The following is a 22620-nucleotide window of genomic DNA, read 5'->3' on the forward strand; positions in this document are numbered from 1 at the left end:
CTTTACTTTTTACAGTTATACAATTTCTGTGCCAATACTTTTTTGAGCATTTTTTTTATAAGAATATATTGTAAAATAGTGCTTGTAAAATTCATTTTTGTTTTTATATTTGTAAAAATTCTTAACAAAATGCGTAAAATTTGTGAAATTATTATGTTATTCGTTTTGGTTTCTTGCAATAATGTTGAGAAAAAATCAAAGCCAAATTTAAGAGCTCCTTTTACCGGAGTTGAAATTGACACTCTTTTTGCCGATTCAATGAGCGTAAGAGCAATTACTTTGGAGAAGGATAAAGTGTGGTATGCCACAGATAAAGGCACTTATGGTTATTGTAAATTTGATAAATCAAAAAATTATATTGGTCAGATTACATTAGATTCAGTCAACCCACATTTTAGAGGAATTGCTAAAAACAGCTCATCTATATTTTTGATTAGTACAGAGAAACCAGCGGTAATTTATCAAATTTCAAAAAAAGATAATTTGGTCACGAAGGTTTTCGAAGATAAACATCCCAATGCTTTTTATAACGGTATTCAATTTTGGAATGATTATGAAGGAATTGCCATGGGCGATCCTCAAAATGGTTGTCTTTCTGTTTTAATCACCAGAGATAGTGGTCAAACATGGACAAAAATTTCCTGTTCCGATTTGCCAAAAATAGAATCAGGAGAAGCTGGTTTTGCTGCTAGCAACAGTAGTTTAGTAGTGAAAGGAGATAATACGTGGATTGTAACCGGAGGAACAAAAGCACGCGTTTTCTTTTCAAAAGACAGGGGGAAAACGTGGTCCGTTCATGAAACACCTATTAGTCAAGGAAGACCGATGGCTGGAATTTTTACAGCCGATTTTTATAATGATACGATTGGAATTATTGCCGGAGGAGATTATGAAAATCAAGATGAAAATTCTAAAAACAAAGCCTTGACAATTAATAGCGGACAAACTTGGGCTTTAATTTCAGACGGTGAAGGGTTTGGTTATGCTTCCTGCATTCAATTTGTACCTGAATCGGGTGGACTTTTAACGGTTAGTGTTGGTCCGCAAGGAATTTATTTTTCAGACGACAGCGGTAATTTCTGGAAAAAAATCAGTGATGAAAAAGATTTGCATACCATTCGATTCATAAATGAAAGAAATGCCATTGCCGCCGGAAAGAATAAGATTATCAAAATAAAATTTACATCAAACTAATTTCGTTTGGACGAACGATTTTCGCGGTATTGTTTTAATAAATTTCGATTAAAATCTTCTTCCGCTTTTTTTAGTTTTATGATTTTATGAGAGCTGATTACATTTTTTAAATCGGAAACTAATTTTTTTCTCAATTGATGCGTTTCTTCTTCCACACTTTCCATTTGAGAAAGTAAACTTGACGCTTCTTTTTCCGACATTGAATCTAAATCAGAATCCATTCGTTTCATGTATGATTTCATTTTTTCATGACGTAATTCAAATTGCTTTTCTTCAAAAGCATTATAAATTGGCCAGAATTTTTCGGCTTCTTGCTGAGTTAAAGACAATTCTGTGGTAATAAAGGCTGTTTTTAATGCTTTAATTTTTTCTCTTTTTCCGCCCTGAGCGAAACTCATTGACACAAAAATTAAACAAATAAGAATAGTATAAATGGAACTTTTTTTCATGGTATTTTTTTATTAGTCTATAAGATATTGTTCTATCATTTCGTTTTCAAGCAAATATTTTTCAATTGTTTCCGATTCTAAAGATTGTTTTTTTTGTAAGGAAATCACGTCTGAATCATCTAAGTGACTTATGATATCTTCCGTATAAACATTTGGATGATAACTTAAATATTGTTCGATGGATTCGTTGTCAAGAGGAGTAGAGTTGATTTTCCAATTTTGATATAACGGAATACTCACAGCCAAAATAACAACAGCAGCAACAGCAGAAAACCAATATTTTCGATACGATTTCAGTTGAATGACTTTTGGCTCTTCAGTTTCTAATTGACCTAGAATTTTAGATTCAAGTTCGTCAAAATAATTTTTGGGAACTTTAAAGCCGGGTTTAATTTTCGGATGTTTATGTAAATCTATTGGATTCATGTTTATTTGACTATAAAAATTATAAATGGTTTAATCATGCGATAAATATTCTTCAATTTTTTTAACTGCTATGTGATAAGAAGCTTTCAAACCACCAACAGTTGTTCCTAAAATTTCTGATATTTCTTCATATTTTAATTCTTCAAAATATTTCATTTTAAATACTAATTGTTGTTTTTCAGGAAGTAAAGCAATTGCTTTTTGTAATTTTAACTGAATTTCATCACCATCAAAATAATCATCGGCTTGCATTTTTTCGGTTTGTTGCTGCAAATATTCTTCACTAGTTGTTTGAAATCGTTTTGATTTTTGTTGTAAAAAAGTCAGTGCTTCATTGGTTGCAATACGATACATCCATGAAAAAAGTTTGCTCTCACCTTTAAATCCGTTTAAATTTTTGTAAACTTTGATAAAAGTATTTTGTAAGACATCATCAGCATCATCATGATTTAGAACCAAATTACGGATATGGGCATACAGCGGTCGTTGATATTGAGATACCAACTCCTGAAAGGCACTTCGCTGCGTTTTGGGGTTTAATAACGCTTCTATAAAAGCTTTTTCGTCTTGCAAAACCGTGTTTATCGATTAGACTGTTAATGTACAAAAAGGTTTAATAGAATTCGTTTAGAAAATGATTAAACCAATTTATTCAATAGGAGTAGAGTTTGCAGGAACTACATTAACTGGCTTGCTACTTTTTTGTTTTACAGGAATATAAATTTCTGTTAACCATTGCGAAGGTTGTTTTACATCGGTTCTGTTTTTCACATATACTTCTCGAAAAGTTCCGTTGTAATTTTGTTCTAAATTATTTTTTTTGAGGTAGTCAAATCCTTTATCCCAGGCTTCTTTACTATGAGAATAATCACCTTTTAGTATAATTTTTAATGCTTGATGCGGCATTATGCTATCAACAGTAAACTCACTTTCGGGTGTTGTATAAATAATTTCTTTAAGTGTAGTAGCAATTGAAAATTCAACTTTATTTTTATCGACATCATACGTGTCAAAAACTACAAATTTTTGTTTATTGGTTTTGATGTTATTTTCTTGAACAAAATTATAAATCAAAGGCATCGATTCTTGAAGAACTGTGTAAAAGCCTGAAATAGTACTTTCTCCTTTTCGTTTTAAATATTTTTGATTAGAAACTTCAACAATACCATCCAAATTGATTGAATAAGTTGAAATTTCTTTGCTAAGAACCTTTTCTAATGCAATTAAATTATTTTCAAAAACAGAACCTAATTTCTTTTTAAATCCTTTTGAAAAAAAGGATTCCACTTTTCCCATAAAATTCAATTTTCCAGAAGAGTTCCATGTAACTTTTGTTCCGCCAACAGTATCTTTAAAAGTAATGTAACCATCAGATGCTTCACCGTTCAAAGAAATTTTTTGAGCGATGCTATCATTTTCTTTCAAAAAAGTTGTTTCTACAGATCCGTTACCGTTTGAACCGATCCAATTAAATGCCCCACCAACACCAACTGTATTATTTGGATAACTAATTTTTAGATTCTTCTCATTCAAAGCCAAGAATGATTCCCAATTTTGATAATCGTTTAAATATTGAAAAAGAGTTGATTTTTCGATGTTGATAACCTTACTTTTGGTCACAGAAAAATCACCTTCTTTGGTTGACAAATAAACCGAAAAAGCCAATAAAATCAACAAAATCAACAATAAAATATACTTTAGTATTCTCATTACAATAGAGTGTTTTTATAACAACTATGTAAAGGTAGGAAATTTATTTTAGTTTTAACAAAAACGAAATTTTCTTCAAAATAATGATTTCATTTTTTTTTATTTTATGTAGATATAGCGTAAGAATTAAGGCACTTAAATTAATCAATTTCATTCCTATTTGTTATCAATCACAAAACTTTTAAATAAATATGAAAAAGATGTTCAGTTATTTTGTAAATTTAGTCTAAGCTGTTGAAAAAGAATTAGTTAATTATGTAAGTGTTAAATTCTAAATTCAATTAATTATGAAAAAAATGGTTAAACTGATTATGGTTTACGGAATGATTGCTTTTCTTTCCTTTTCATGCAAGGAAAAAGCATCTGAGCCTGTTGAAGAAGCACCGATTGCTATTGATGTAGAAGCAATAAAAAGTGAAATTCAAGAACTTGAAAACATGTATGCAGATGCTGCAAATTCAAGTAATGTTGATGCTGTAATGAACTACTATGCAGATGATATTGTGAGTTATCCTACTGATAAATTACCAATTTCCGGTAAAGCTGCTTTACGTGAATCACTTGCAAAAGATTTTGAAGAAGGTAAAGATTATAAAGTTTCATTTGAAGTTAAAGATATTTTTCCATCAAGCGATGGAGTTCAAGTGGTAGAATTAGGTGAATTTACTGTTAAAGACAGCACTACAACCACAATTTATCATGGTCATTACATGTCTTTATTTGAAAAACGTGATGGAAAATATGTTTGTATTAGAGATATGGCCGCTTCAGACATGCCAAGAAAAAAATAAATCTAATTCAACTTAAAACAAAAAACGCCCCGAAATTCGGGGCGTTTATGTTTATATCAATTTAGAAAATTATTTTCCTGATTGTTTTTTCATTTCCGTTTCAATCATTTGATAAAATTGATCGATTTTTGGCATCACAATAATTCTTGTTCTTCTGTTTGCCGCTCTGTTTTCTACAGTATTGTTTTCAACCAATGGCATAAACTCACCTCTACCGGCTGCAATCAACTGACGTGGATTTACTTTATGTGTATTGGTTAACACACGAACAACGGCAGTAGCACGTTTTGCACTCAAGTCCCAGTTGTCAACTAAAACACCATTTTTGTAAGGAACATTATCTGTGTGGCTTTCAACCATACATTCAAAATCAGGCTTATCGTTTACTACTTTAGCAACTTTACCTAAAATTTCTTTAGCACGGTCGCTAATTTCATAACTTCCTGATTTAAAAAGTAATTTATCAGCAATAGAAATCATTACAACTCCTTTTTCAACATTAATTTGAATATCCGGGTCAGAAATACCAACAGCACCTTTTAGACTAGTCACTAAAGCCAATGTAACACTGTCTTTTTTAGTTAGAGCATCTTGCAAACGTGAAATTTTTAAATCTTTTTCTTTTAAACTTTCCAACGATTTCTCAAGATTTTCTGCACCCTTAGTGGTTAAAGTTGTCAAATTACCCATGTTATTGATTAAATCAGAAGTGTTTTTCTTTAAATCACTAACCTGATTGGCCAATAATTCCTTTTCAGATAAACACATGTTTAATTTAACCGTGGTAGAATTCAACAAATCTTGACATTCTTTGTTTTGTGCCTCTAAGGCTGCAATTTTCTTTTTTGTACCACAAGAGCCCAAGGTTAAGGCAACAACTGATAGTAATAAAACTACTTTTCTCATAATTATACTTTTTTATTTTACAAAATTAACGCCATTCTATCAATAGAATTACATTTTGATAGATAAACTAATGTTAAAATTTATCTACAAATATCGTGCAATTTTTTACAAAATAGGCATAAACAATGCTGTTAATTTTATAATAATTAGTTTTTATTTTTGACGTTCGTTTGCGTATCGTTTTGATTAACAATGCGTAGAATGAAAAATGAGCTTTGAGAATAGCGAAGAAATGTTTGAACTTTCCTTTTATTAAAAATTGAATTCCGGCAATTCCGTCTAAAATCATTCTTCCAATAATGATAATAATCAATTTATTACTGGGAAGGTTTTTAGTGAGCATCAACAGTGAATTCCTAAAATTTAAAAACGTTTTTTTAGGGTTTGATGTAGCCAAAGTTGCTCCTCCTAAGTGATAAACTGTTGATAATCCACAATAAAACGTGTCATAATTTCGATTGAAACTTCTCCAGCACAAATCGATTTCTTCTTGATGGGCAAAAAAATCAGCATCAAAACCATTTAATTCTCTGTAAACTTCTTTTCGAATAAAAAAACAAGCACCGGAAGCCCAGAAAACTTTTGCAATATCATTATACTGACCATTATCTTTTTCAATCGTATCAAAAATTCGTCCGCGACAAAACGGATAACCAAATTTATCAATAAAACCGCCAGCGGCTCCGGCATATTCAAAGTAAGCCTTACTTTTATAGTCTAAAATTTTAGGTTGAATAATAGCTGTGTTTGGATTTTTATCAAATAAATTCAAAATAGGAGTGAGCCAGTTTTCGGTTACTTCAATATCTGAATTTACCAAGCAATAAATTTCTTCTTCCACAAATTGAAGCCCTTCATTATAACCTTGTGCAAAGCCGTAATTTGCTTTATTTTGAATGATTTTAACGGATGGAAATTTCTCCTTCAAAACCAAAATTGAATTATCTGTAGAAGCATTATCAACAACATAAACAGTGGCTTCCTGTGAATAATTGACCACTGAAGGCAAAAATTCTTTAAGTAATTTTGCTCCGTTCCAATTGAGAATAACAACTGCGATTTTTTTCAAGATTATTTTTCTATTGAGTTATAATTCGGAATGTCGTTTAAAAACAAATAACTTTCCTTTTCAAAATCCATTTGACAAAAATAGTGATTCAATCCATTGGTTACCATTAAATAATTGGCTTTTAAAGTAAGGTTATAACGTGCAATTTGATCAAATACAGTTTGTGAAATCGGAACATTAGGTTGTTTACATTCCACAACTAAAAATATACTTCCATCTGGTTGAAATACAACAACATCATATCGTTTTATTAAACCATTAATTTTAATCACTTTTTCAACATTAATCAATGATTTTGGATAGTTTTTTTCTATCATCAGAAATTGTACAACATGAATGCGAACCCATTCTTCGGGAGTGAGAACAATAAATTTTTTCCTGATTTCATCAAACACCAACACTTTATTTTCACTATTTTTGAAGCGAAAGGAAAAGTCGGGAAAATTCAGTTTTTGCATACCGCAAATTTAATTATTTAAAACGAACTGCCAACAGTTAGTAGAATGGACGAAATTGTAAAAATCATCAACGATATTAAAAACGGAAATATCAAACCCATTTATTTTTTAATGGGCGAAGAACCATATTATATTGATAAATTAACTGAATATATCGAAGATAATGTGTTGTCGGAGGAGGAAAAAGGTTTTAATCAAATGGTTTTGTATGGAAGAGATGTTTCGGTTGAAGATATCATTTCAAACGCTAAACGTTATCCTATGATGGCTGACAGACAAGTTGTTATTGTAAAAGAAGCCCAAGAACTTTCGCGAACAATTGATAAATTAGAAAGTTATGCCGAAAATCCGCAACCATCAACGGTTTTGGTCATTGCTTATAAGTATAAAACTTTAGACAAGCGAAAAAAATTAACCAAAATTATTGATAAAAACGGGTTGTTATTTGAAAGCAAAAAATTATATGAAAACCAAGTAGCGGCATGGATTTCAAGGGTTTTGAAACCTAAAGATTATTCAATTGAGCCGAAAGCTTCTGCCATGTTGGTCGAATTTTTAGGAACCGATTTGAGCCGAATTAGCAATGAATTAGACAAATTGCAAATTATTTTACCAAAAGGAACAGTTATCAATCCCAATCATATAGAAGAAAATATTGGATTTAGTAAAGATTTCAATGTGTTTGAATTTCGAAAAGCAATAGGCGATCGTGATCAGTTGCAAGCCTATCGAATAGCCGATCATTTTGCTCAAAACAAAAAAGAGTATCCAATGGTTTTGACAACGGGAATGGTTTTCTCATTCTTTTCGCAAGTACTGCAATACCACGGTTTAAAAGATAAAAATCCTAAAAATGTGGCAAGTGTGTTAAAGATAAACCCTTATTTTGTAAAGGATTATGACGTGGCTTTGAGAAATTATCCAATGAAAAAAGTCAGTTCAATTGTAGGAACATTACGTGACATTGATATTAAAAGCAAAGGAGTTGGTGCGAATCAATTACACGAATCAGATTTATTGAAAGAAATGTTAGTTAAAATCTTTAATTAGTCTTTAAAAAATCTTTAAATATTACCGATATTTGCCACTCCAAAACAAAAAACTAAATTATGGGAATGAATAAAAACACGGTCCTAGCTTGGGCAACTTTTATAATGATTTTAATGGGGTTGATTTTAATCGGATTAGGAATTTATCGTTATGCCGATGTTGCCGGTTGGGGATTTGCCACCGTAGGCTTTGGTTTTTTTGCCATTGCTTGGGTTTTTAATGCGTTAAAAGGAAGAGTATAATTTTATAAATAAACACAAAAATGTCAGACGATAAAAAAGTAATATTTTCGATGTCGAAAGTAAGTAAAACTTACTCAAGCACGAACAAACAAGTTTTAAAAGATATTTACCTAAGCTTTTTCTACGGAGCTAAAATTGGTATTTTAGGTCTAAATGGTTCAGGGAAATCATCCTTATTAAAGATTATAGCCGGAATTGATAAAAATTTTCAAGGTGATTTGGTTTTTGCACCGGGCTACAAAGTAGGTTATTTGGAGCAAGAACCACAATTGGACGAAACAAAAACAGTTATCGAAATTGTTCGTGAAGGAGCAGCCGAAATTTTTGCTTTGTTGGATGAATTCAATAAAATCAACGATATGTTTGGTTTGCCTGAAGTCTATGAAGATGCTGATAAAATGCAAAAGTTAATGGATCGTCAAGCGGAATTGCAAGATAGAATTGATGCAGCCGGAGCTTGGGAAATTGATAATAAATTGGAAGTTGCGATGGATGCTCTTCGAACTCCAGATCCGGAAACACCAATTAAAGTATTATCGGGAGGAGAAAAAAGGCGTGTAGCTTTATGTCGATTATTACTTCAACAACCGGATGTTTTATTGTTGGATGAGCCTACCAACCACTTGGATGCCGAGTCGGTTTTATGGTTAGAGCAACATTTACAACAATATCCGGGAACTGTCATTGCCGTAACGCACGACCGTTATTTCTTGGATAATGTAGCAGGTTGGATTTTAGAATTGGATAGAGGTGAAGGTATTCCGTGGAAAGGAAATTATTCTTCTTGGTTAGATCAAAAATCGAAACGAATGGAATTGGAGGAAAAAGTAGCTTCCAAACGTAGAAAAACATTAGAACGTGAGTTAGATTGGGTTCGACAAGGAGCAAAAGGTCGTCAAACGAAACAAAAAGCACGTTTACAGAATTACGATAAATTGTTGAACGAAGATCAAAAGGTGTTGGATGAAAAATTAGAACTTTATATTCCAAATGGTCCTCGATTGGGAACAAATGTGATTAATGCAAATGGCGTTTCTAAAGCGTATGGCGATAAATTGTTATATGAAGATTTGAATTTTACCCTTCCTCAAGCCGGAATTGTTGGAATTATCGGTCCGAATGGTGCCGGAAAAACCACCATTTTCAAAATGATTATGGGTGAAGAAAATCCGGATAAAGGCGAATTTACAACCGGAGATACAGTAAAAATTGCTTATGTAGATCAATCGCATTCCAACATTGATCCTGAAAAATCAATTTGGGAAAACTTTTGTGATGGTCAGGAATTGATTATGATGGGCGGAAGACAAGTGAATTCAAGAGCCTATTTAAGCCGATTCAACTTTGGCGGAAGCGATCAAAATAAAAAAGTAGCCACACTTTCCGGTGGAGAACGCAACCGTTTACACTTAGCAATCACATTAAAAGAAGAAGGAAACGTTTTGCTTTTGGATGAGCCAACCAACGACTTAGATATTAATACATTAAGAGCTTTAGAAGAAGGTTTAGAAAACTTTGCCGGTTGTGCTGTAATTATTTCGCACGACAGATGGTTTTTAGATAGAGTTTGTACGCACATCTTAGCATTTGAAGGCGATTCTCAAGTCTATTTCTTTGAAGGAAGTTTCTCTGAATATGAAGAAAACAAGCGAAAACGATTAGGTGGAGATTTGACGCCAAAACGTATCAAATACAAAAAATTAGTTAGAAATTAAATTTTATTAAAATCCTGAGAAATCAGGATTTTTTTTTAATAAATAGCTTATATTTGATAAAATATATTTTTAGGATGCCCCCAAAAAACCTACTACTTTTTATTTTTGTATTAACTTCTTATGCTCTTTTTTCACAAGAAAAAATAGTAACAAAAAAGGAGGTTTTGCAATTATTAAATTCTTCTGATAGTTGCTTATACAAATCAGATTATAAAAACTCTTTGTCATTTTCACGTAAAGCATTAAATTTTGCTTTAGAATTGAAAAACGATGACTTAATTGCTCGGTCGTATAACACGATTGCCGGAAATTATGAGGAAATTGTAGAGATTGATAAAGCATTGGAGTATTATGATAAATCGGTTTATCATTTTGAAAAAGCCTCGAATGATACACTCAAAGCAGCTGTTTTTAATAACATTGGCAATATTTATTTTTATAGAAAAAAAGATTTTCCGAAAGCAATAGACTACTATAATCAATCCATTGCCATTTCTGAAAAAATCAATAATGTTTATTCGGTTGTCTTATCAAAACTAAATTTAACCTCGCTTTATTTTGAAGAAAAAGAATATAAAAAGGGAATTATTCATCTTGATTATGTAGAAAAAAATCGTGATAAAATTCGAATTGTTGATGTACAAGGTTATTTATACATTCTTTTAGGAAAAAAATACCACTATCTAAAAGAGTACGAACAAGCCGAATTTAATTTTAAAGAAGCGATACGAATTGGTGAAGAAAATAATTCAAAAATCTATTTGTCTGATTCTTACAATGATTATTCTAAATTTTTATTTGATGTTGGAAAGCATGAAGAAGCTTATACATTTTTAGAAAAACATCAAATTTTGAAAAACGAAATTTTCGATTTAGAGAAAATCAAAAATGCCAAAATTATTGGAATGGATATCGCTTTAGACGAGTCAAAAAGAGAATTGTCTGCCATCAACAAAGAAAAACTTCTTCTATCGGAAAATTTAAAAAAGACAAAAATTATTGTTTCTTTAATTCTTGTGTTTTTAATGTTAATGATGTTTTTGTTATACATTTTATATCGAAATAATATTTTTAGAAGAAAAGTAAACGATTATTTAGAAGTTAAAAATGAAGAGCTGAAAATTGCCAAAGAAAAAGCAGAAGAGGCATCAAAACTCAAAACGCAATTTATTTCAACCATCAGTCATGAATTGCGAACACCGCTTTATGGCGTAGTTGGAATAACCAATATGTTATCCGATGAACATAAAGAGTTGGCCGATAGTCCGCATTTGAACTCTTTGAAATTTTCTGCTCGTTACCTTTTGTCCTTGGTAAATGATTTGCTTCAAATTAATAAAATTGAAGAAAACAAAGTGGTTTTAGAAAACCTGACAATGAATATTCATGATGAAATTAATATGGTTTCTAATTCGCTTTCGTTTATAGCCAACCGCAATAGTAATAAAGTGGTGACAATGATTGACGAATCTATTCCTGATTATTTGGTTGGAGATAAACTACGTTTGTCGCAAATTTTGATGAATTTAGTTTCAAACGCACTTAAATTTACACAAAACGGAGAAGTTCGAATCAAAGCAAATTTAGAAAAAAGAGAAGGAACATTTTGCTTCGTTAAGTTTGAAGTTGAAGACACCGGCGTTGGAATTGCAGAGAAAGATCTTTCAAAAATATTTGATAAATTCGTTCAAATTGATCGAAAAGAAGACGATTATCAAGGTGCCGGTTTGGGACTTTCCATCGTAAAAAAATTGGTTACTATTTTTAAAAGTGAAATTTTTGTGGAAAGTAAAGAAGGAAAAGGAACAAAATTTACGTTTACTATTGCTTTTGATTCTGATATGACTAAAGTAAATGAAATTATCAACGACATCAAAGTCGATTTGTCCAGCGATATGGTTTACAAAGTTTTAGTGGTGGAAGACAACAAAATAAACCAAATGGTTACGCGTAAAATTATGGAGAAAAATAATTTTAAAACCGTAATTGTAGATGATGGTTATGCCGCAATGGAAGCATTGTCAAAAGAACAATTTGATGTGGTTCTGATGGACATCAACATGCCACTAATCAACGGATTTGACACAACCAGGTTAATCAGAAAAAAAGGAATTACTATTCCAATCATCGCATTAACAGCCTTTGCCAAAGATGAAATTTCTGAAGAAGCCATTTCTGCCGGAATGAATGATGTTTTAATTAAACCATTCGAACCATCAAAATTAATTTACAGTATTGAAACGTTAGTGAAACGAAATAACGTTTAGTACCAACGTTTTTTGTTCTTTTTAGAAGCGTCTGATTTACGAGAAGGAGTTGCTTTCTTGGTATTTCGATAATCTTTTTTCTCTGGTTCAATTACTTCCTCTACATCATTCCAAGGATACGGATGATTTTTGATGGTTTTTACATTCACTTTGACCAGTTTTTGAATGTCTTTCCAATATACTTCTTCGTCTTTTCCACAAAAAGAGATGGAAATTCCGCCATTTCCTGCACGACCTGTTCGACCAATTCGGTGAACATACGTTTCCGGGATGTTAGGCAAATCGAAGTTCAAAACATACGGCAAACTTTCAATGTCAATTCCACGAGCCGCAATATCGGTAGCGACTAAAACAGAAATTTCATTCTTTTTAAAAGCTTCCAATACGCGTTGACGAGCAGATTGCGATTTATCTCCGTGAATCGCTTCTGCATTTACACCGTTTTTCTTCAAGGCTTTTACCACATTATCGGCTCCGTGCTTGGTTCGGCTAAAAACCAACAATTGTTTTAAGCCTTCATTTCGAATTAAATGATATAATAATTTTCGTTTATCTTCTTTATTTACAAAGTAAATGTGTTGTTCCACCGTTTCAGCCGTAGATGAAATGGGTGTAACCGAAACATATTTAGGTTTGGTCAAAAAACTATCGGCCAATTCTCTAATGGCAATTGGCATGGTAGCCGAAAACAATAGAGTTTGTCTGTTATCAGGAGTTAATTTGATGATTTTCTTTACATCATTGATAAAACCCATGTCTAGCATTTGATCGGCTTCATCTAAAACCAACGTATGCAAATGATCTAAATCGATAAAACCTTGTTTGTGTAAATCCAACAAACGACCCGGTGTAACAATCAAAACATCAACACCCTTTTTCAATTGATCTACTTGCGGAACTTGGCTAACACCACCAAAAATAGTGAGTTGACGAATATTAGTATAACGACCATACGTTTCAAAACTTTCACCAATTTGAATGGCTAATTCTCGTGTGGGAGTAACCACCAACGCACGAATATTTTTGCGTTTTTGAGCCGAACCAACAATTCTGTGCAACAAATTCAGAATCGGAATAGCAAAAGCGGCCGTTTTTCCGGTACCGGTTTGAGCACATCCAACCAAATCATTTCCTTCTAAAATTACCGGAATGGCTTGTTGTTGAATAGGAGTAGGCGTTGTATAGCCTTCGTCAGACAAGGCATGTTGTATATTTTGAAGTAGATTTAAATCCTGAAAAGTCATAAATTATTTATTTGCCGGCAAAGATAGGCTAAATATATGAGTTTTTGTGAAAGAGGTCAAAGAGTGAAGAAGTTATTAAACCTCCAACACACTCTTCGCCTTCATAAAATCCGTAATCAAATAACCAATTAATTTACCAATCAATTGCGGATTTTTTTCATCAGATAAATCGGGAGCACCTTCGCAAATATGAAGATAAGCCGCATTGGCGTGTTGCCCAAAATGATGAATAAATTGACGTGTTTGTTCTACCGAAAATCCACTTGGCGTCATCGCACTGCTGGCAATATTAGGAAGTGAATCTAAATCGATTTCTATCCCAAAAAAATCATTTTTTATAAAAGTTAAAGCCTGATTGAGTTCTTGTTCAAAGTTTTTTACTTTTCGGATGGCAATTTCGTCATAGGTATTAAAACGAACGCGATCTTCTAAATCTTTCAAACGCAATAATACATTTTTAGAAGTATAACTTTCGTGTAAACCATAAATGAAATACTTTTTCAAAAAACCTTCGTCAAAAGCATACGAAAATCCGTTTCCACTGTGTCTTCCCTCCAAAATTCTAAAATCGGAGTGAGCATCTAAATTGATAGCATTAATTGGTTTTCCTTTCGCTAAGGCTGTTCCTTTGATATTTCCGTAAGCATTGTTATGTCCGCCACCAATGATAATAGGAATTTTTCCTGCTTTTACGATGGTAAATATAATATGTGAAACTTCTTTATCAATTTTTTCAACTAAGGTTGAAAAGGTTTTTCGATCATCAACATTTAAAAAATCAAGTTTTTCGGCTATTTTTAAATCTTCAGCCACGTCTAATGAGCCTAAAATCAAAAGCTGACTTCCTTTGCAAAAACGGTTATGCTGAATGTTAGCAATACTTCTGATTGCACTTTGCCAAGCGGAAGCTGCTCCAGGACGACCAAAATTAGCTCGAACACCAATGTCTTCCGGAATTCCGAATAAAACAAATTTGGCCTTGCTTTCGGTTAGAAACGCTATTGGATCAACTCCTTTCGGAATAGTAAGCATTTTTTCGCCAAATTTAATTTCACCACTTCTGTGATTGGTAATTTTTCCCAAATCAATGGAAGTAAACGGAACTAGGTTTTCCATAAAAAAATAATTGCATTCAAAAATACTATTTTTATGCAAAATAACGTTATGCTAATGCAAAACGAATCTAAAATAAATTTAACTTTGCCTAAAATCAACTTAAAAAATGGAAAACCAAAACAACAACAATTCAAAACTAAAAGCGATAATCTTAGTATTATCACTTTTGCTATTAGCCAGCTTGGGCTATATGTTTAAAATGAGTTCTGATGCTAAAAAAGTAGAAACCGAATTATCTTCTGTATCAACAGAAAAAGAAACAGCTTTGGCAGAATTAGCTCAATTGAAAACTACCTACGATGCAGCTATTGCTGAAAACACATCGATGTCTGAAGAATTAATCGCTGAGCGTGACAAAGTGGTTAAATTAATGGAAGAAGTAAAAAAAGCAAAAGGCGATGCTGCTTCAATGAGCAGATACAAAGGTCAAGTAGCTGATTTACAAAATAAAATGAATGCTTTGATTCAGGAGAATGATGCTTTAAAGAAATTAAATCAAGATTTAACAACTGAAATTGATAGTACAAAAACTATTTTAGTTGAATCTCAACAGTACAATCAAGTATTGACAGGACAGAATGAAGAATTATCTAAAACTGTTGAAAAAGCTCAAAAACTTTCTATTTTGAATTTAAAAACAGGAGCTTTTAAAGTGAGAAATTCAGGAAAAGAAGTTGCTACAGAAAGAGCTAGCAGAGCTGATATTTTGAAAGTAAGCTTCACAATTGCTGAAAACAAAGTGGCTAAATCAGGCGATAAATCGTATTACATTCAAGTAATTGATAGTAAAAACAATGTATTGGGCGAGAAAAAACTAGTTGAGTTTGGTGAGCAATCATTAACTTACAGTTTTGTATCTACTGTTCAATACGAAAATAGTACAGTAAATGTTTCTGAAAATCTTCCTGGTGAAAACTTTGAAAAAGGAACTTACTTTGTAAATATTTTTGACAAAGGAGAATTAGTTGGAAAAACAAGCTTCTCTTTGAAATAAAAATTAATTTAATAGAATATAAAAGGAGCAATGTGATGTTGCTCCTTTTTTTATTGAATAAATTTTCCTTCGATAATCACATTCTCTATCAAATTACTACCAAATTCATACGGCAGTTGATAAAACGAATGAATTGGTTTTGTGATGATTAAATTCGCTTTTTTACCTTTTGTAATACTTCCGTGCGAATCTGAAATTCCCATCGCATAGGCACCATTGATTGTTGCTGCATTAATGGCTTCTTCCGGAGTCATTTTCATTTTAATGCAAGCAGTTGCCACCACAAAATTCATATTGCCAGACGGAGTTGTTCCCGGATTATAATCCGTTGCTAAGGCTAATGGCAATCCGGCATTCATCATTTTTCTAGCCGGTGTATAGGGAATGCTGATGAAATAACTGCATGAAGGTAAAGCTACCGGCATGGTCTCAGCGTTTTTAAGCACTTGAATGTCATCATCGGTTACAATTTCTAAATGATCTACTGATAATGCATTATGCTTCACGCAAGAGGCAATGCCGTTGATAGCTGTGAACTGATTGACATGGATTTTAGAAATTAAGCCGTATTTTTTTCCGGCTACCATGATTCGTTCAGTTTCTTCTACTGAAAAATATCCTGTTTCCAGAAATGCATCAATGTAGTCAGCTAAATTTTCTGCAGCAATCTTCGGTAACATTTCATTAATAATCAAATCGATGTAACCTGAATGATTTTCTTTATATTCTTTCGGAAAGGCGTGAGCTCCCAAAAAAGTAGCTTTGATTTTGATGGGATAATTTTCTGCTAAACGTCGGATAACACGAAGCATTTTGATTTCGCCTTCTACTGTTAACCCATAACCGGACTTAATTTCGATGGCTCCGGTTCCTAATTTCATTACTTCTTCAAGACGAACTTTCGATTGTTCGTAAATTTCATTTTCACTAGTTTCATTGAGTTTTTGAGCCGAATTTAAAATTCCGCCACCGCGATTGGCAATTTCTTCATAACTCAAACCATTGATTCTATCTACAAATTCTTGCACACGATTTCCGGCATACACCAAATGGGTGTGACTGTCGCACCATGTTGGTAGAACCACTTTCCCTGAAGCATCGATGATTTTTGCATTGGATAGAGTAGGACAATCGTTCATCAAACCAAAATCGGCTATCAAATCATTTTCAATCAATAAAAAAGCATTTTTCAATAAAGGTAAATTGGCCATTTCGCTACCGGAAACTTTCTTAATTTCCATTTCCCTAATTTGAATGAGTTCTTTAATATTGATGATAAGTGTCTGCATAATGAAAAATATTTTCTGTAAAAATAGAATGAAAAAATTAAATCACTTAAATTTATAAAAAATAAAAGCGTGAAACGATTAAAATATAAGAAAGGAAGAAAAGTTCAACCTAACCATTTTGAATACACAGGGGAGCATAAAGATCAGCCGATTGAGATGCAATTGTTTTTGTATAATTCAGAATCCTATACTGAAACTAAAAATTTGAATTTAGAGAAAGTGCAAGTTGATGAATTACTAGCTTCTGAAGATGTAAAATGGTTGAATGTTCATGGCTTACATGACGGTGAACTAATTAAAAAAATTGTAGAAACCATCGGAGTAGATAGCTATATTGCCGGTGATATTTTGAATGTGGCTAAACGAACAAGGATGGAAGAATTAGACAATGCCTTGTTTTTTAGTATAAAATCTATTTTACCGGAAAAAGAGAAAGCTAATGTTCGGGTTGAACAAATTAGTTTTTTACTAAAAGATAATTTGTTGATTTCTTTTCAAGAAAAAAGAGGTGATTTTTTTACTCATATTCGCGAAAGAATTAAAACCAATACAGGTTTGGTTTGTAAAAAGAAAAATGATTTTTTATTGTTTTTGATGTTAGATGCCGTAATGGAAAACTTCTATATTACAATAGAAAAGTATGAAGATATAATCGAATTACTTCAGATTGAAGCAAAAGTGAATGAAAGTCAGGATGTTTTAGTTAGAATTGAAAAATGTAGTGAAGATTTGAATTATTTGAAACGATCCATTATTCCTCTGAAAGATTCTCTTTTTAACTTAAAATCGATGCAAGATGATGATGATTTTAATGGTATTGATAAATCTAATTACACATTCTTTTCTCGATTACATCAAAAGAGCTTAGAACTTTTGGATCAGGTTGATTATGATATTAATTCATTGGAAAGTGCTTCCAGTTTTTACTTTTCTGCACAAAGTCATCGAATGAATGAAATTATGAAAACACTTACGATTGTATCGGTCGTCTTTATTCCACTGACTTTTATTGTTGGAGTTTATGGGATGAATTTTGAAAATATTCCTGAATTAAAAACTCCCAACGGATATTTTATCACATTGGGAGTTATGTTTGTCCTTGTATTAGGAATGATTTATTATTTTAAACGAAAAAAATGGTTTTAGTTGACTGTAAAATTATAAAAACCATTATTGGCATTAATAGCTGTGGTGGCAATTGTTAAAAAAGTTGAACGATTACCACTATCTGAAATGATATCAAAATTAGAACCGTTATAACCACTGAAAAAACCAATTCGATATTGTCCTGTTTGCAATAACCGTAAACCACCCCTAAATTCATAAGTTTCTGTAGTAGAATTATAAATTGCATTGGCAGTAACATAGTTTCCAATGCTCGTTGATCCGTTTTCTTGCACAAAATTATTACCAATAGCTACATTTTCCCAATTTCCATCAACTTGTCTTTCTAAGCTATAGATAAAGCTAAATTTTTGCGAATTAGTTGTACGGTAAACATCCAATGGTGTAGTTTGATTTGGTTCAGACAAATATCTTGAAAATGAGTTAGTATTTATCCAAAGAACATCATTAACTTCATAATTCGGTTGAACTTCAATGGTAACTAAGCCGGGAATAGTCGTGTAAACAGCATTATAAAACTCTTCATCTTCCTTACTACAAGAAAATGAAATTACAATTAGCGTAAGAAAAAATGTATATTTTAATGTTTTCATAATCAAATTTTTAAAATCGGTAACCTAAATTCACACCCACACGAGAAATAATATCAGGACTCTCGCCACTGCTGAAAAGGTTTTTCCCCATTCCAACAAAAATATCAACACCAAATTTTTCTTTAATATAAAACTTGTGTCCAATCGCTGCACCAACTGCAAAATCTGAGTATTCTTTTTGAATAGCTTCATAATAACCGTTGTTATTTTGATCAAGTAAACGCTCTAATTCACGGTATTTTCCTTGATTTGCAGAAACAAAAACTTCAATAAAATAATAACGAATCTGACTTTTAGAAAGTGAATACCGCACAAACGGAATAATTTGATATTCCTCAAGCGTACGATTTTTTCCACTTTCAAAATCTTCCTCTCGCGATTTACTTTGATTAAAATTTCCGCTAATTCCTACTGAAAAATCCTTACCAAGGAATCGTTCATAACTCACATGAATTTTTCCCAAAGCTACTAAAGAAACAACATCAAACTTGATTTCATTTTTACCCAAATCAGAAGAATTATTTTCCTGAGCTAATGAAACTTGAGTGAGAATTAAAAAGATAAAAATAATTTTTTTCATTTTTTGGGGTTTATGTGGTGTAAATATATAAAAAGCTTGGTTGGAAATAAAAAAATTAACCAAAAACTCGATAAACTATTAGTTTAATGTTAAAGCTCCTAGAATTTCTTCAGACATAAACGGCCCTCCGGGATAACGTGCCGTATAATCTAAGTTTAACCAAATTTGACCACGTTCATCAATGTGGTAGTGAATTTCTTTGTTTTTACTTTCGGTTACAAAAAGTACCTCTTTGATGAGATAGACTGCCGCTTCCAAATCACTTCTTTTGCCCACTAGCATCTCAGGATAAATGTGTCCACCGGTATGAATGAGGCGTGGAGTGCCACCAATTGCTCGAATACAAGCCGCCATCAATATAGCATGATCATCACAATCGCCGGAAAAATGTATTAAACTTTCAGTAGCATGAGCAATATATTCTTGTCCTTTCGGATCGTTTACGTAGTTCCAGCGGTTTCTTATTTCTTTAAAAACTGCAAAACATTGAATCATTTTTCGATGTTCTTGCTGACCTTTTATATCTTTAAAATGCAAAGTAGTGGCTGTTAGAGCAAAATTACGAACTTGCGGATTATCATATTCAATGGCTTTTAGAATCTGATTTTTGTTAGGAAACGGAAGAAGTTTTGAAATCATTAAATCTTGCGGATTTGGATTTTCCGACATTGAATATATCATATAACCATAATCTTGAAAAACCGATTCAAAACCGTATCCGCTAAATACAGTTCCATAAATTAAAACTATTAAATAGGCTGCAATTCCGAGAATTAAAATGGTTCGTATAAGTCTAAGAATAAGTTGAATAATTACCAAAAGAACAATTGCGATAAGTATTCTGTCTAAATTAAACCACCATTCAGGATCTTTTAAATTTTGATGAATGATGATAAAAATCGGAATCGCAATCAGAATATTAAGTACAAAAATAATCACATCGTCCCATGGTTTTTTGACCTGGAATTTAGTTTTTAATTCTTGATACTTAAGTGTTCCGAATAGATTCATTTACATAGAAACGTCAAAATGCTAAAAGGCGTGCACGATTTCTGCAAAAGTACTTTTTTTATCGATAAGACTTAGCTCAAACAGCTGATTTTGAATTTTGTTTAACGTTTCCGAAGTTATATTTTTTTGCGACCATTTGGTTTGAAGTAACCAAGAATCAATGTCTTCCGTTTTTTGATTAAATCTACTAGCCAATGTTCTGTTGATACTCGGAATGTCTTTGAATTCTTCAGTGGTTGTGTTGATGATTTCTAAAATCAATTCTATAGTTTGTGGATGTTTTTCGAGAATTTCGTTGCGAACCGCAATTACAAAACACGGCCAAGGAGTGGGGCAGTCGCCAATTCTGCGGAAAGTTCCATTATCAACTAATGGTTTTGTCATAAATTTTTCCCACATAAAATAATCGGCTTTTCCGTTTGATAAAGCTTCAACCGCACCATCAATTGTGTTGACGATTTCAAACTGCAAATCATTTGTTTTCCAACCTTGATTTTGAGCATTTACAATTGCCATTAAATGAGATCCTGAACCTAATCGACTAATGGCAACTTTTGTGTTTTCTAAATCAGAAAGTGAAGTATAATTTGATTTTGCATCAACGTGAATTCCCCAAATGAGCGGACTTTCTACATAAATTTGAACGATTTTGGATGGATTTCCGGCAGTAATATCTTTTACAATTCCTTCCGAAAGAATCACGGCAATATCCGTTTCGCTATCTCTTAACATTTGACACATTTTTCCGGTTCCTTCGGGAACGTCTGTCCACTTTAAATCGATTCCGGCTTCTTCAAATTCACCGTTTTCAATGCACAAATGCCAAGGTAAGTTGAAATGTTCGGGAACGCCTGCTATTTTGATGGTTTTCATTTTTTTTAGTATTAAGATGGGGAGTATTAAGTAGTTATACTATTCAGATTGAATTATTAATCTATTTTTAAACGCATTGTATAAGTCTTTGTTTTTCTTCAAATTGTTTTTTTCAAAGTTTAAACTATCGGACATTAAAAACGATACACTACTTAAAGTATCGTTTCTTTTGTGTTCAGGGTAACTATGATAAATAATTTGATGTGTAGTAGACCAATAGGAGGACATTGAGTTATTAAAATATCCGTTTAGAATTATTTTACCATTATGACATAAAACAAATTGTTTACCAAAATTACTTTTCTTTCTCCACTTAGGAATTGATTTATATATTTTTTCGGTTACCGATTTACTAAAATGTATTTCAGAATCATCAAAATCAAAACCTAAAATTTCAGAATCATTTATAAAAGGCTTTTCTTCTAAATCACCAAGTTCAGCTACAAAATGACCCATATAAATTGGTTTGTTGTTTAAGGTATCAATTCTAATTTCTTCATTATAACTTTCAAGAACTTGCCTGATTATCGTAGTATCTTTGATTGCTGTTCTTAAAGGAACACCTTCGTAACTTTCAATTTTGTTTTTTGTTAAGTAAATTTCAATAATATCTCTCTTTTTCTCACAAGCAACGAGGAGAAATAATAGATTGATTGCTACTATTGAAATTTTATTTTTCATTTTTCTAAATTCTGATTTCTAAATTCTAACCTTTCCATCATCCACCATTTCCAAATCACACCATCTTTATCCGGATAATTTTCCATAAAATTAAAGCCCACTTTTTGTAAAACGTGATTGGATGCTCCGTTTTCAGCGTGAGTGTAAGCGTGCATTTTTTCGATATTCATTTGATTAAAACCATAGTCTAACCAAGCAGTTGAAGCTTCGGTGGCATAACCTTTGTTCCAAAATTTTTCATTTAAACGATAACCGTAATCATAGAAATTTGTGTTGCCGTTTTCTTCGTGGTCGTTTACGAATTTAATTCCTGTCCAACCAATGAATTCGCCGGTTTCTTTCAGAATCGTTGCAAAACGACCAATTTTGTTTTCTCGATACTGCTGTTGAACGTATTCAATAGTCTTAATCGTTTCGCTAATATCCTGAGTAGGCTTTTGCCAAAGGTATTTGTGAACACTAGGATTATTGTCCATCGCAAAAAACGCATCTGCATCGCTTAATTCAAGAGGTCGAAGGAGGAGGCGTTTGGTTTCGAGGGTTAGATTCATTGTTTATTTTAATAAAACTAATAGTATTAGTTAATCAAATCGACTTATATGATTTTAAAAAAAAGTAAATAGTAAAACTAAAAAGAAAAAAAAGATAAATGCAATCACTTTATTAGCGAATTCATGTTCTAATTTATTGTAGTCATTATTTATTTTTTCTTTACCATAAAGATACTCATGATAAGAAAATTTTTCTTTCTTCATTAATTTACTGTAAATAGTTCCAAAAAACCATCTGATGCTTCCTCCAATATAGTTTAAAATTTCATTGCCAAAAAAGTCCATT

At 32.1% G+C, this 22620-nt stretch carries 24 protein-coding genes; 8 read left to right on the top strand and 16 right to left on the bottom strand.

Annotated features, from left to right (window positions below):
- The first annotated feature begins 129 nt into the window (after positions 1 to 129).
- Positions 130 to 1194 (top strand): sialidase family protein, encoded by a 1065-nt coding sequence (locus B4N66_RS09475; protein ID WP_291094228.1) that lies wholly within the window; start codon positions 130 to 132, stop codon positions 1192 to 1194.
- Here B4N66_RS09475 and B4N66_RS09480 read toward each other — a convergent pair.
- The 4 genes from B4N66_RS09480 to B4N66_RS09495 all read right to left on the bottom strand — a co-directional run bounded on the left by B4N66_RS09480 (position 1191) and on the right by B4N66_RS09495 (position 3779).
- Positions 1191 to 1643 (bottom strand): sensor of ECF-type sigma factor, encoded by a 453-nt coding sequence (locus B4N66_RS09480; RefSeq protein WP_291094230.1) that lies wholly within the window; start codon positions 1641 to 1643, stop codon positions 1191 to 1193. The genes B4N66_RS09475 and B4N66_RS09480 overlap by 4 nt on opposite strands.
- A gap of 12 nt (positions 1644 to 1655) precedes the next feature.
- Positions 1656 to 2069, bottom strand: a complete 414-nt coding sequence (locus tag B4N66_RS09485; protein ID WP_291094231.1) for a hypothetical protein — start codon at positions 2067 to 2069, stop codon at positions 1656 to 1658.
- Between the two features lie 30 nt (positions 2070 to 2099).
- The gene (locus B4N66_RS09490; protein WP_291094232.1) at positions 2100 to 2642 is read right to left on the bottom strand and encodes an RNA polymerase sigma factor; all 543 of its coding nucleotides are present in this window, start codon (positions 2640 to 2642) and stop codon (positions 2100 to 2102) included.
- A 75-nt stretch (positions 2643 to 2717) separates the two neighbouring features.
- Entirely contained in the window at positions 2718 to 3779 is a 1062-nt protein-coding gene (locus tag B4N66_RS09495; RefSeq protein ID WP_291094235.1) for a GyrI-like domain-containing protein, read from the bottom strand.
- Positions 3780 to 4066: 287 nt separating this feature from the next.
- On the opposite strand from B4N66_RS09495, the gene B4N66_RS09500 reads away from it, so the two are divergent.
- The gene (locus tag B4N66_RS09500) at positions 4067 to 4570 is read left to right on the top strand and encodes a YybH family protein (protein ID WP_291094236.1); all 504 of its coding nucleotides are present in this window, start codon (positions 4067 to 4069) and stop codon (positions 4568 to 4570) included.
- A gap of 69 nt (positions 4571 to 4639) precedes the next feature.
- Here B4N66_RS09500 and B4N66_RS09505 read toward each other — a convergent pair whose 3' ends face one another.
- The 3 genes from B4N66_RS09505 to B4N66_RS09515 form a co-directional block, all read right to left on the bottom strand.
- A complete protein-coding gene (locus B4N66_RS09505; RefSeq protein ID WP_291094237.1) occupies positions 4640 to 5476 on the bottom strand; it encodes an OmpA/MotB family protein in 837 nt (278 codons plus the stop codon).
- Between the two features lie 73 nt (positions 5477 to 5549).
- Positions 5550 to 6545 (bottom strand): glycosyltransferase family 2 protein, encoded by a 996-nt coding sequence (locus B4N66_RS09510; protein ID WP_291094239.1) that lies wholly within the window; start codon positions 6543 to 6545, stop codon positions 5550 to 5552.
- Positions 6546 to 6547: 2 nt separating this feature from the next.
- Positions 6548 to 7003: a type I restriction enzyme HsdR N-terminal domain-containing protein gene (locus B4N66_RS09515; RefSeq protein ID WP_291094241.1), complete on the bottom strand. Its 456-nt coding sequence runs from the start codon at positions 7001 to 7003 to the stop codon at positions 6548 to 6550.
- 45 nt (positions 7004 to 7048) lie between these two features.
- On the opposite strand from B4N66_RS09515, the gene holA reads away from it, so the two are divergent.
- The 4 genes from holA (at position 7049) to B4N66_RS09535 (ending at position 12277) form a co-directional block, all read left to right on the top strand.
- Complete coding sequence (holA, locus tag B4N66_RS09520; RefSeq protein ID WP_291094242.1) at positions 7049 to 8053, top strand: DNA polymerase III subunit delta; 1005 nt, start codon at positions 7049 to 7051, stop codon at positions 8051 to 8053.
- A gap of 59 nt (positions 8054 to 8112) precedes the next feature.
- Complete coding sequence (locus tag B4N66_RS09525) at positions 8113 to 8295, top strand: CAL67264 family membrane protein (RefSeq protein WP_112085772.1); 183 nt, start codon at positions 8113 to 8115, stop codon at positions 8293 to 8295.
- Positions 8296 to 8315: 20 nt separating this feature from the next.
- Positions 8316 to 10010: an energy-dependent translational throttle protein EttA gene (gene ettA / locus B4N66_RS09530; protein WP_291094246.1), complete on the top strand. Its 1695-nt coding sequence runs from the start codon at positions 8316 to 8318 to the stop codon at positions 10008 to 10010.
- Between the two features lie 74 nt (positions 10011 to 10084).
- Positions 10085 to 12277: a tetratricopeptide repeat-containing hybrid sensor histidine kinase/response regulator gene (locus tag B4N66_RS09535; RefSeq protein ID WP_291094247.1), complete on the top strand. Its 2193-nt coding sequence runs from the start codon at positions 10085 to 10087 to the stop codon at positions 12275 to 12277.
- Here B4N66_RS09535 and B4N66_RS09540 read toward each other — a convergent pair.
- Together B4N66_RS09540 and B4N66_RS09545 are read right to left on the bottom strand one after the other, a co-directional pair.
- Entirely contained in the window at positions 12274 to 13521 is a 1248-nt protein-coding gene (locus B4N66_RS09540; RefSeq protein WP_291094249.1) for a DEAD/DEAH box helicase, read from the bottom strand. The two genes, B4N66_RS09535 and B4N66_RS09540, sit on opposite strands and share 4 nt — an antisense overlap.
- Positions 13522 to 13596: 75 nt before the next feature.
- Positions 13597 to 14637 carry a formimidoylglutamase gene (locus tag B4N66_RS09545; RefSeq protein ID WP_291094251.1) on the bottom strand — a complete coding sequence of 347 codons (1041 nt, stop codon included), beginning with the start codon at positions 14635 to 14637 and terminating at the stop codon, positions 13597 to 13599.
- A 106-nt stretch (positions 14638 to 14743) separates the two neighbouring features.
- Here B4N66_RS09545 and B4N66_RS09550 point away from each other — a divergent pair, with 106 nt between their 5' ends.
- Entirely contained in the window at positions 14744 to 15631 is an 888-nt protein-coding gene (locus B4N66_RS09550) for a hypothetical protein (protein WP_291094253.1), read from the top strand.
- A 50-nt stretch (positions 15632 to 15681) separates the two neighbouring features.
- On the opposite strand, the gene hutI is transcribed toward B4N66_RS09550, so the two are convergent.
- Complete coding sequence (gene hutI / locus B4N66_RS09555) at positions 15682 to 16920, bottom strand: imidazolonepropionase (protein WP_291094254.1); 1239 nt, start codon at positions 16918 to 16920, stop codon at positions 15682 to 15684.
- Between the two features lie 69 nt (positions 16921 to 16989).
- Here hutI and corA point away from each other — a divergent pair, with 69 nt between their 5' ends.
- Entirely contained in the window at positions 16990 to 18066 is a 1077-nt protein-coding gene (gene corA, locus B4N66_RS09560; RefSeq protein WP_291094256.1) for a magnesium/cobalt transporter CorA, read from the top strand.
- Here the strand turns inward: corA and B4N66_RS09565 are convergent.
- The 6 genes from B4N66_RS09565 to B4N66_RS09590 all read right to left on the bottom strand — a co-directional run bounded on the left by B4N66_RS09565 (position 18063) and on the right by B4N66_RS09590 (position 22334).
- The gene (locus B4N66_RS09565; protein WP_291094257.1) at positions 18063 to 18638 is read right to left on the bottom strand and encodes a hypothetical protein; all 576 of its coding nucleotides are present in this window, start codon (positions 18636 to 18638) and stop codon (positions 18063 to 18065) included. The genes corA and B4N66_RS09565 overlap by 4 nt on opposite strands.
- Before the next feature lie 10 nt (positions 18639 to 18648).
- Positions 18649 to 19218, bottom strand: a complete 570-nt coding sequence (locus tag B4N66_RS09570) for a DUF3575 domain-containing protein (RefSeq protein WP_291094259.1) — start codon at positions 19216 to 19218, stop codon at positions 18649 to 18651.
- Between the two features lie 78 nt (positions 19219 to 19296).
- On the bottom strand, positions 19297 to 20229 hold the full coding sequence (locus B4N66_RS09575) for a transglutaminase domain-containing protein (RefSeq protein ID WP_291094261.1): 933 nt from the start codon (positions 20227 to 20229) through the stop codon (positions 19297 to 19299).
- Positions 20230 to 20250: 21 nt separating this feature from the next.
- Positions 20251 to 21102, bottom strand: a complete 852-nt coding sequence (locus B4N66_RS09580) for a substrate-binding domain-containing protein (protein ID WP_291094263.1) — start codon at positions 21100 to 21102, stop codon at positions 20251 to 20253.
- A gap of 39 nt (positions 21103 to 21141) precedes the next feature.
- On the bottom strand, positions 21142 to 21783 hold the full coding sequence (locus tag B4N66_RS09585; RefSeq protein WP_291094265.1) for a hypothetical protein: 642 nt from the start codon (positions 21781 to 21783) through the stop codon (positions 21142 to 21144).
- Positions 21780 to 22334, bottom strand: coding sequence for a GNAT family N-acetyltransferase (locus tag B4N66_RS09590; RefSeq protein ID WP_291094267.1), 555 nt, complete (start codon positions 22332 to 22334; stop codon positions 21780 to 21782). Before B4N66_RS09590 ends, B4N66_RS09585 begins: the two co-directional genes overlap by 4 nt.
- Between the last annotated feature and the right edge of the window lie 286 nt (positions 22335 to 22620).

The sequence above is a fragment of the Flavobacterium sp. UBA2787 genome (assembly GCA_002352205.1).
Lineage (GTDB): Bacteria > Bacteroidota > Bacteroidia > Flavobacteriales > Flavobacteriaceae > Flavobacterium.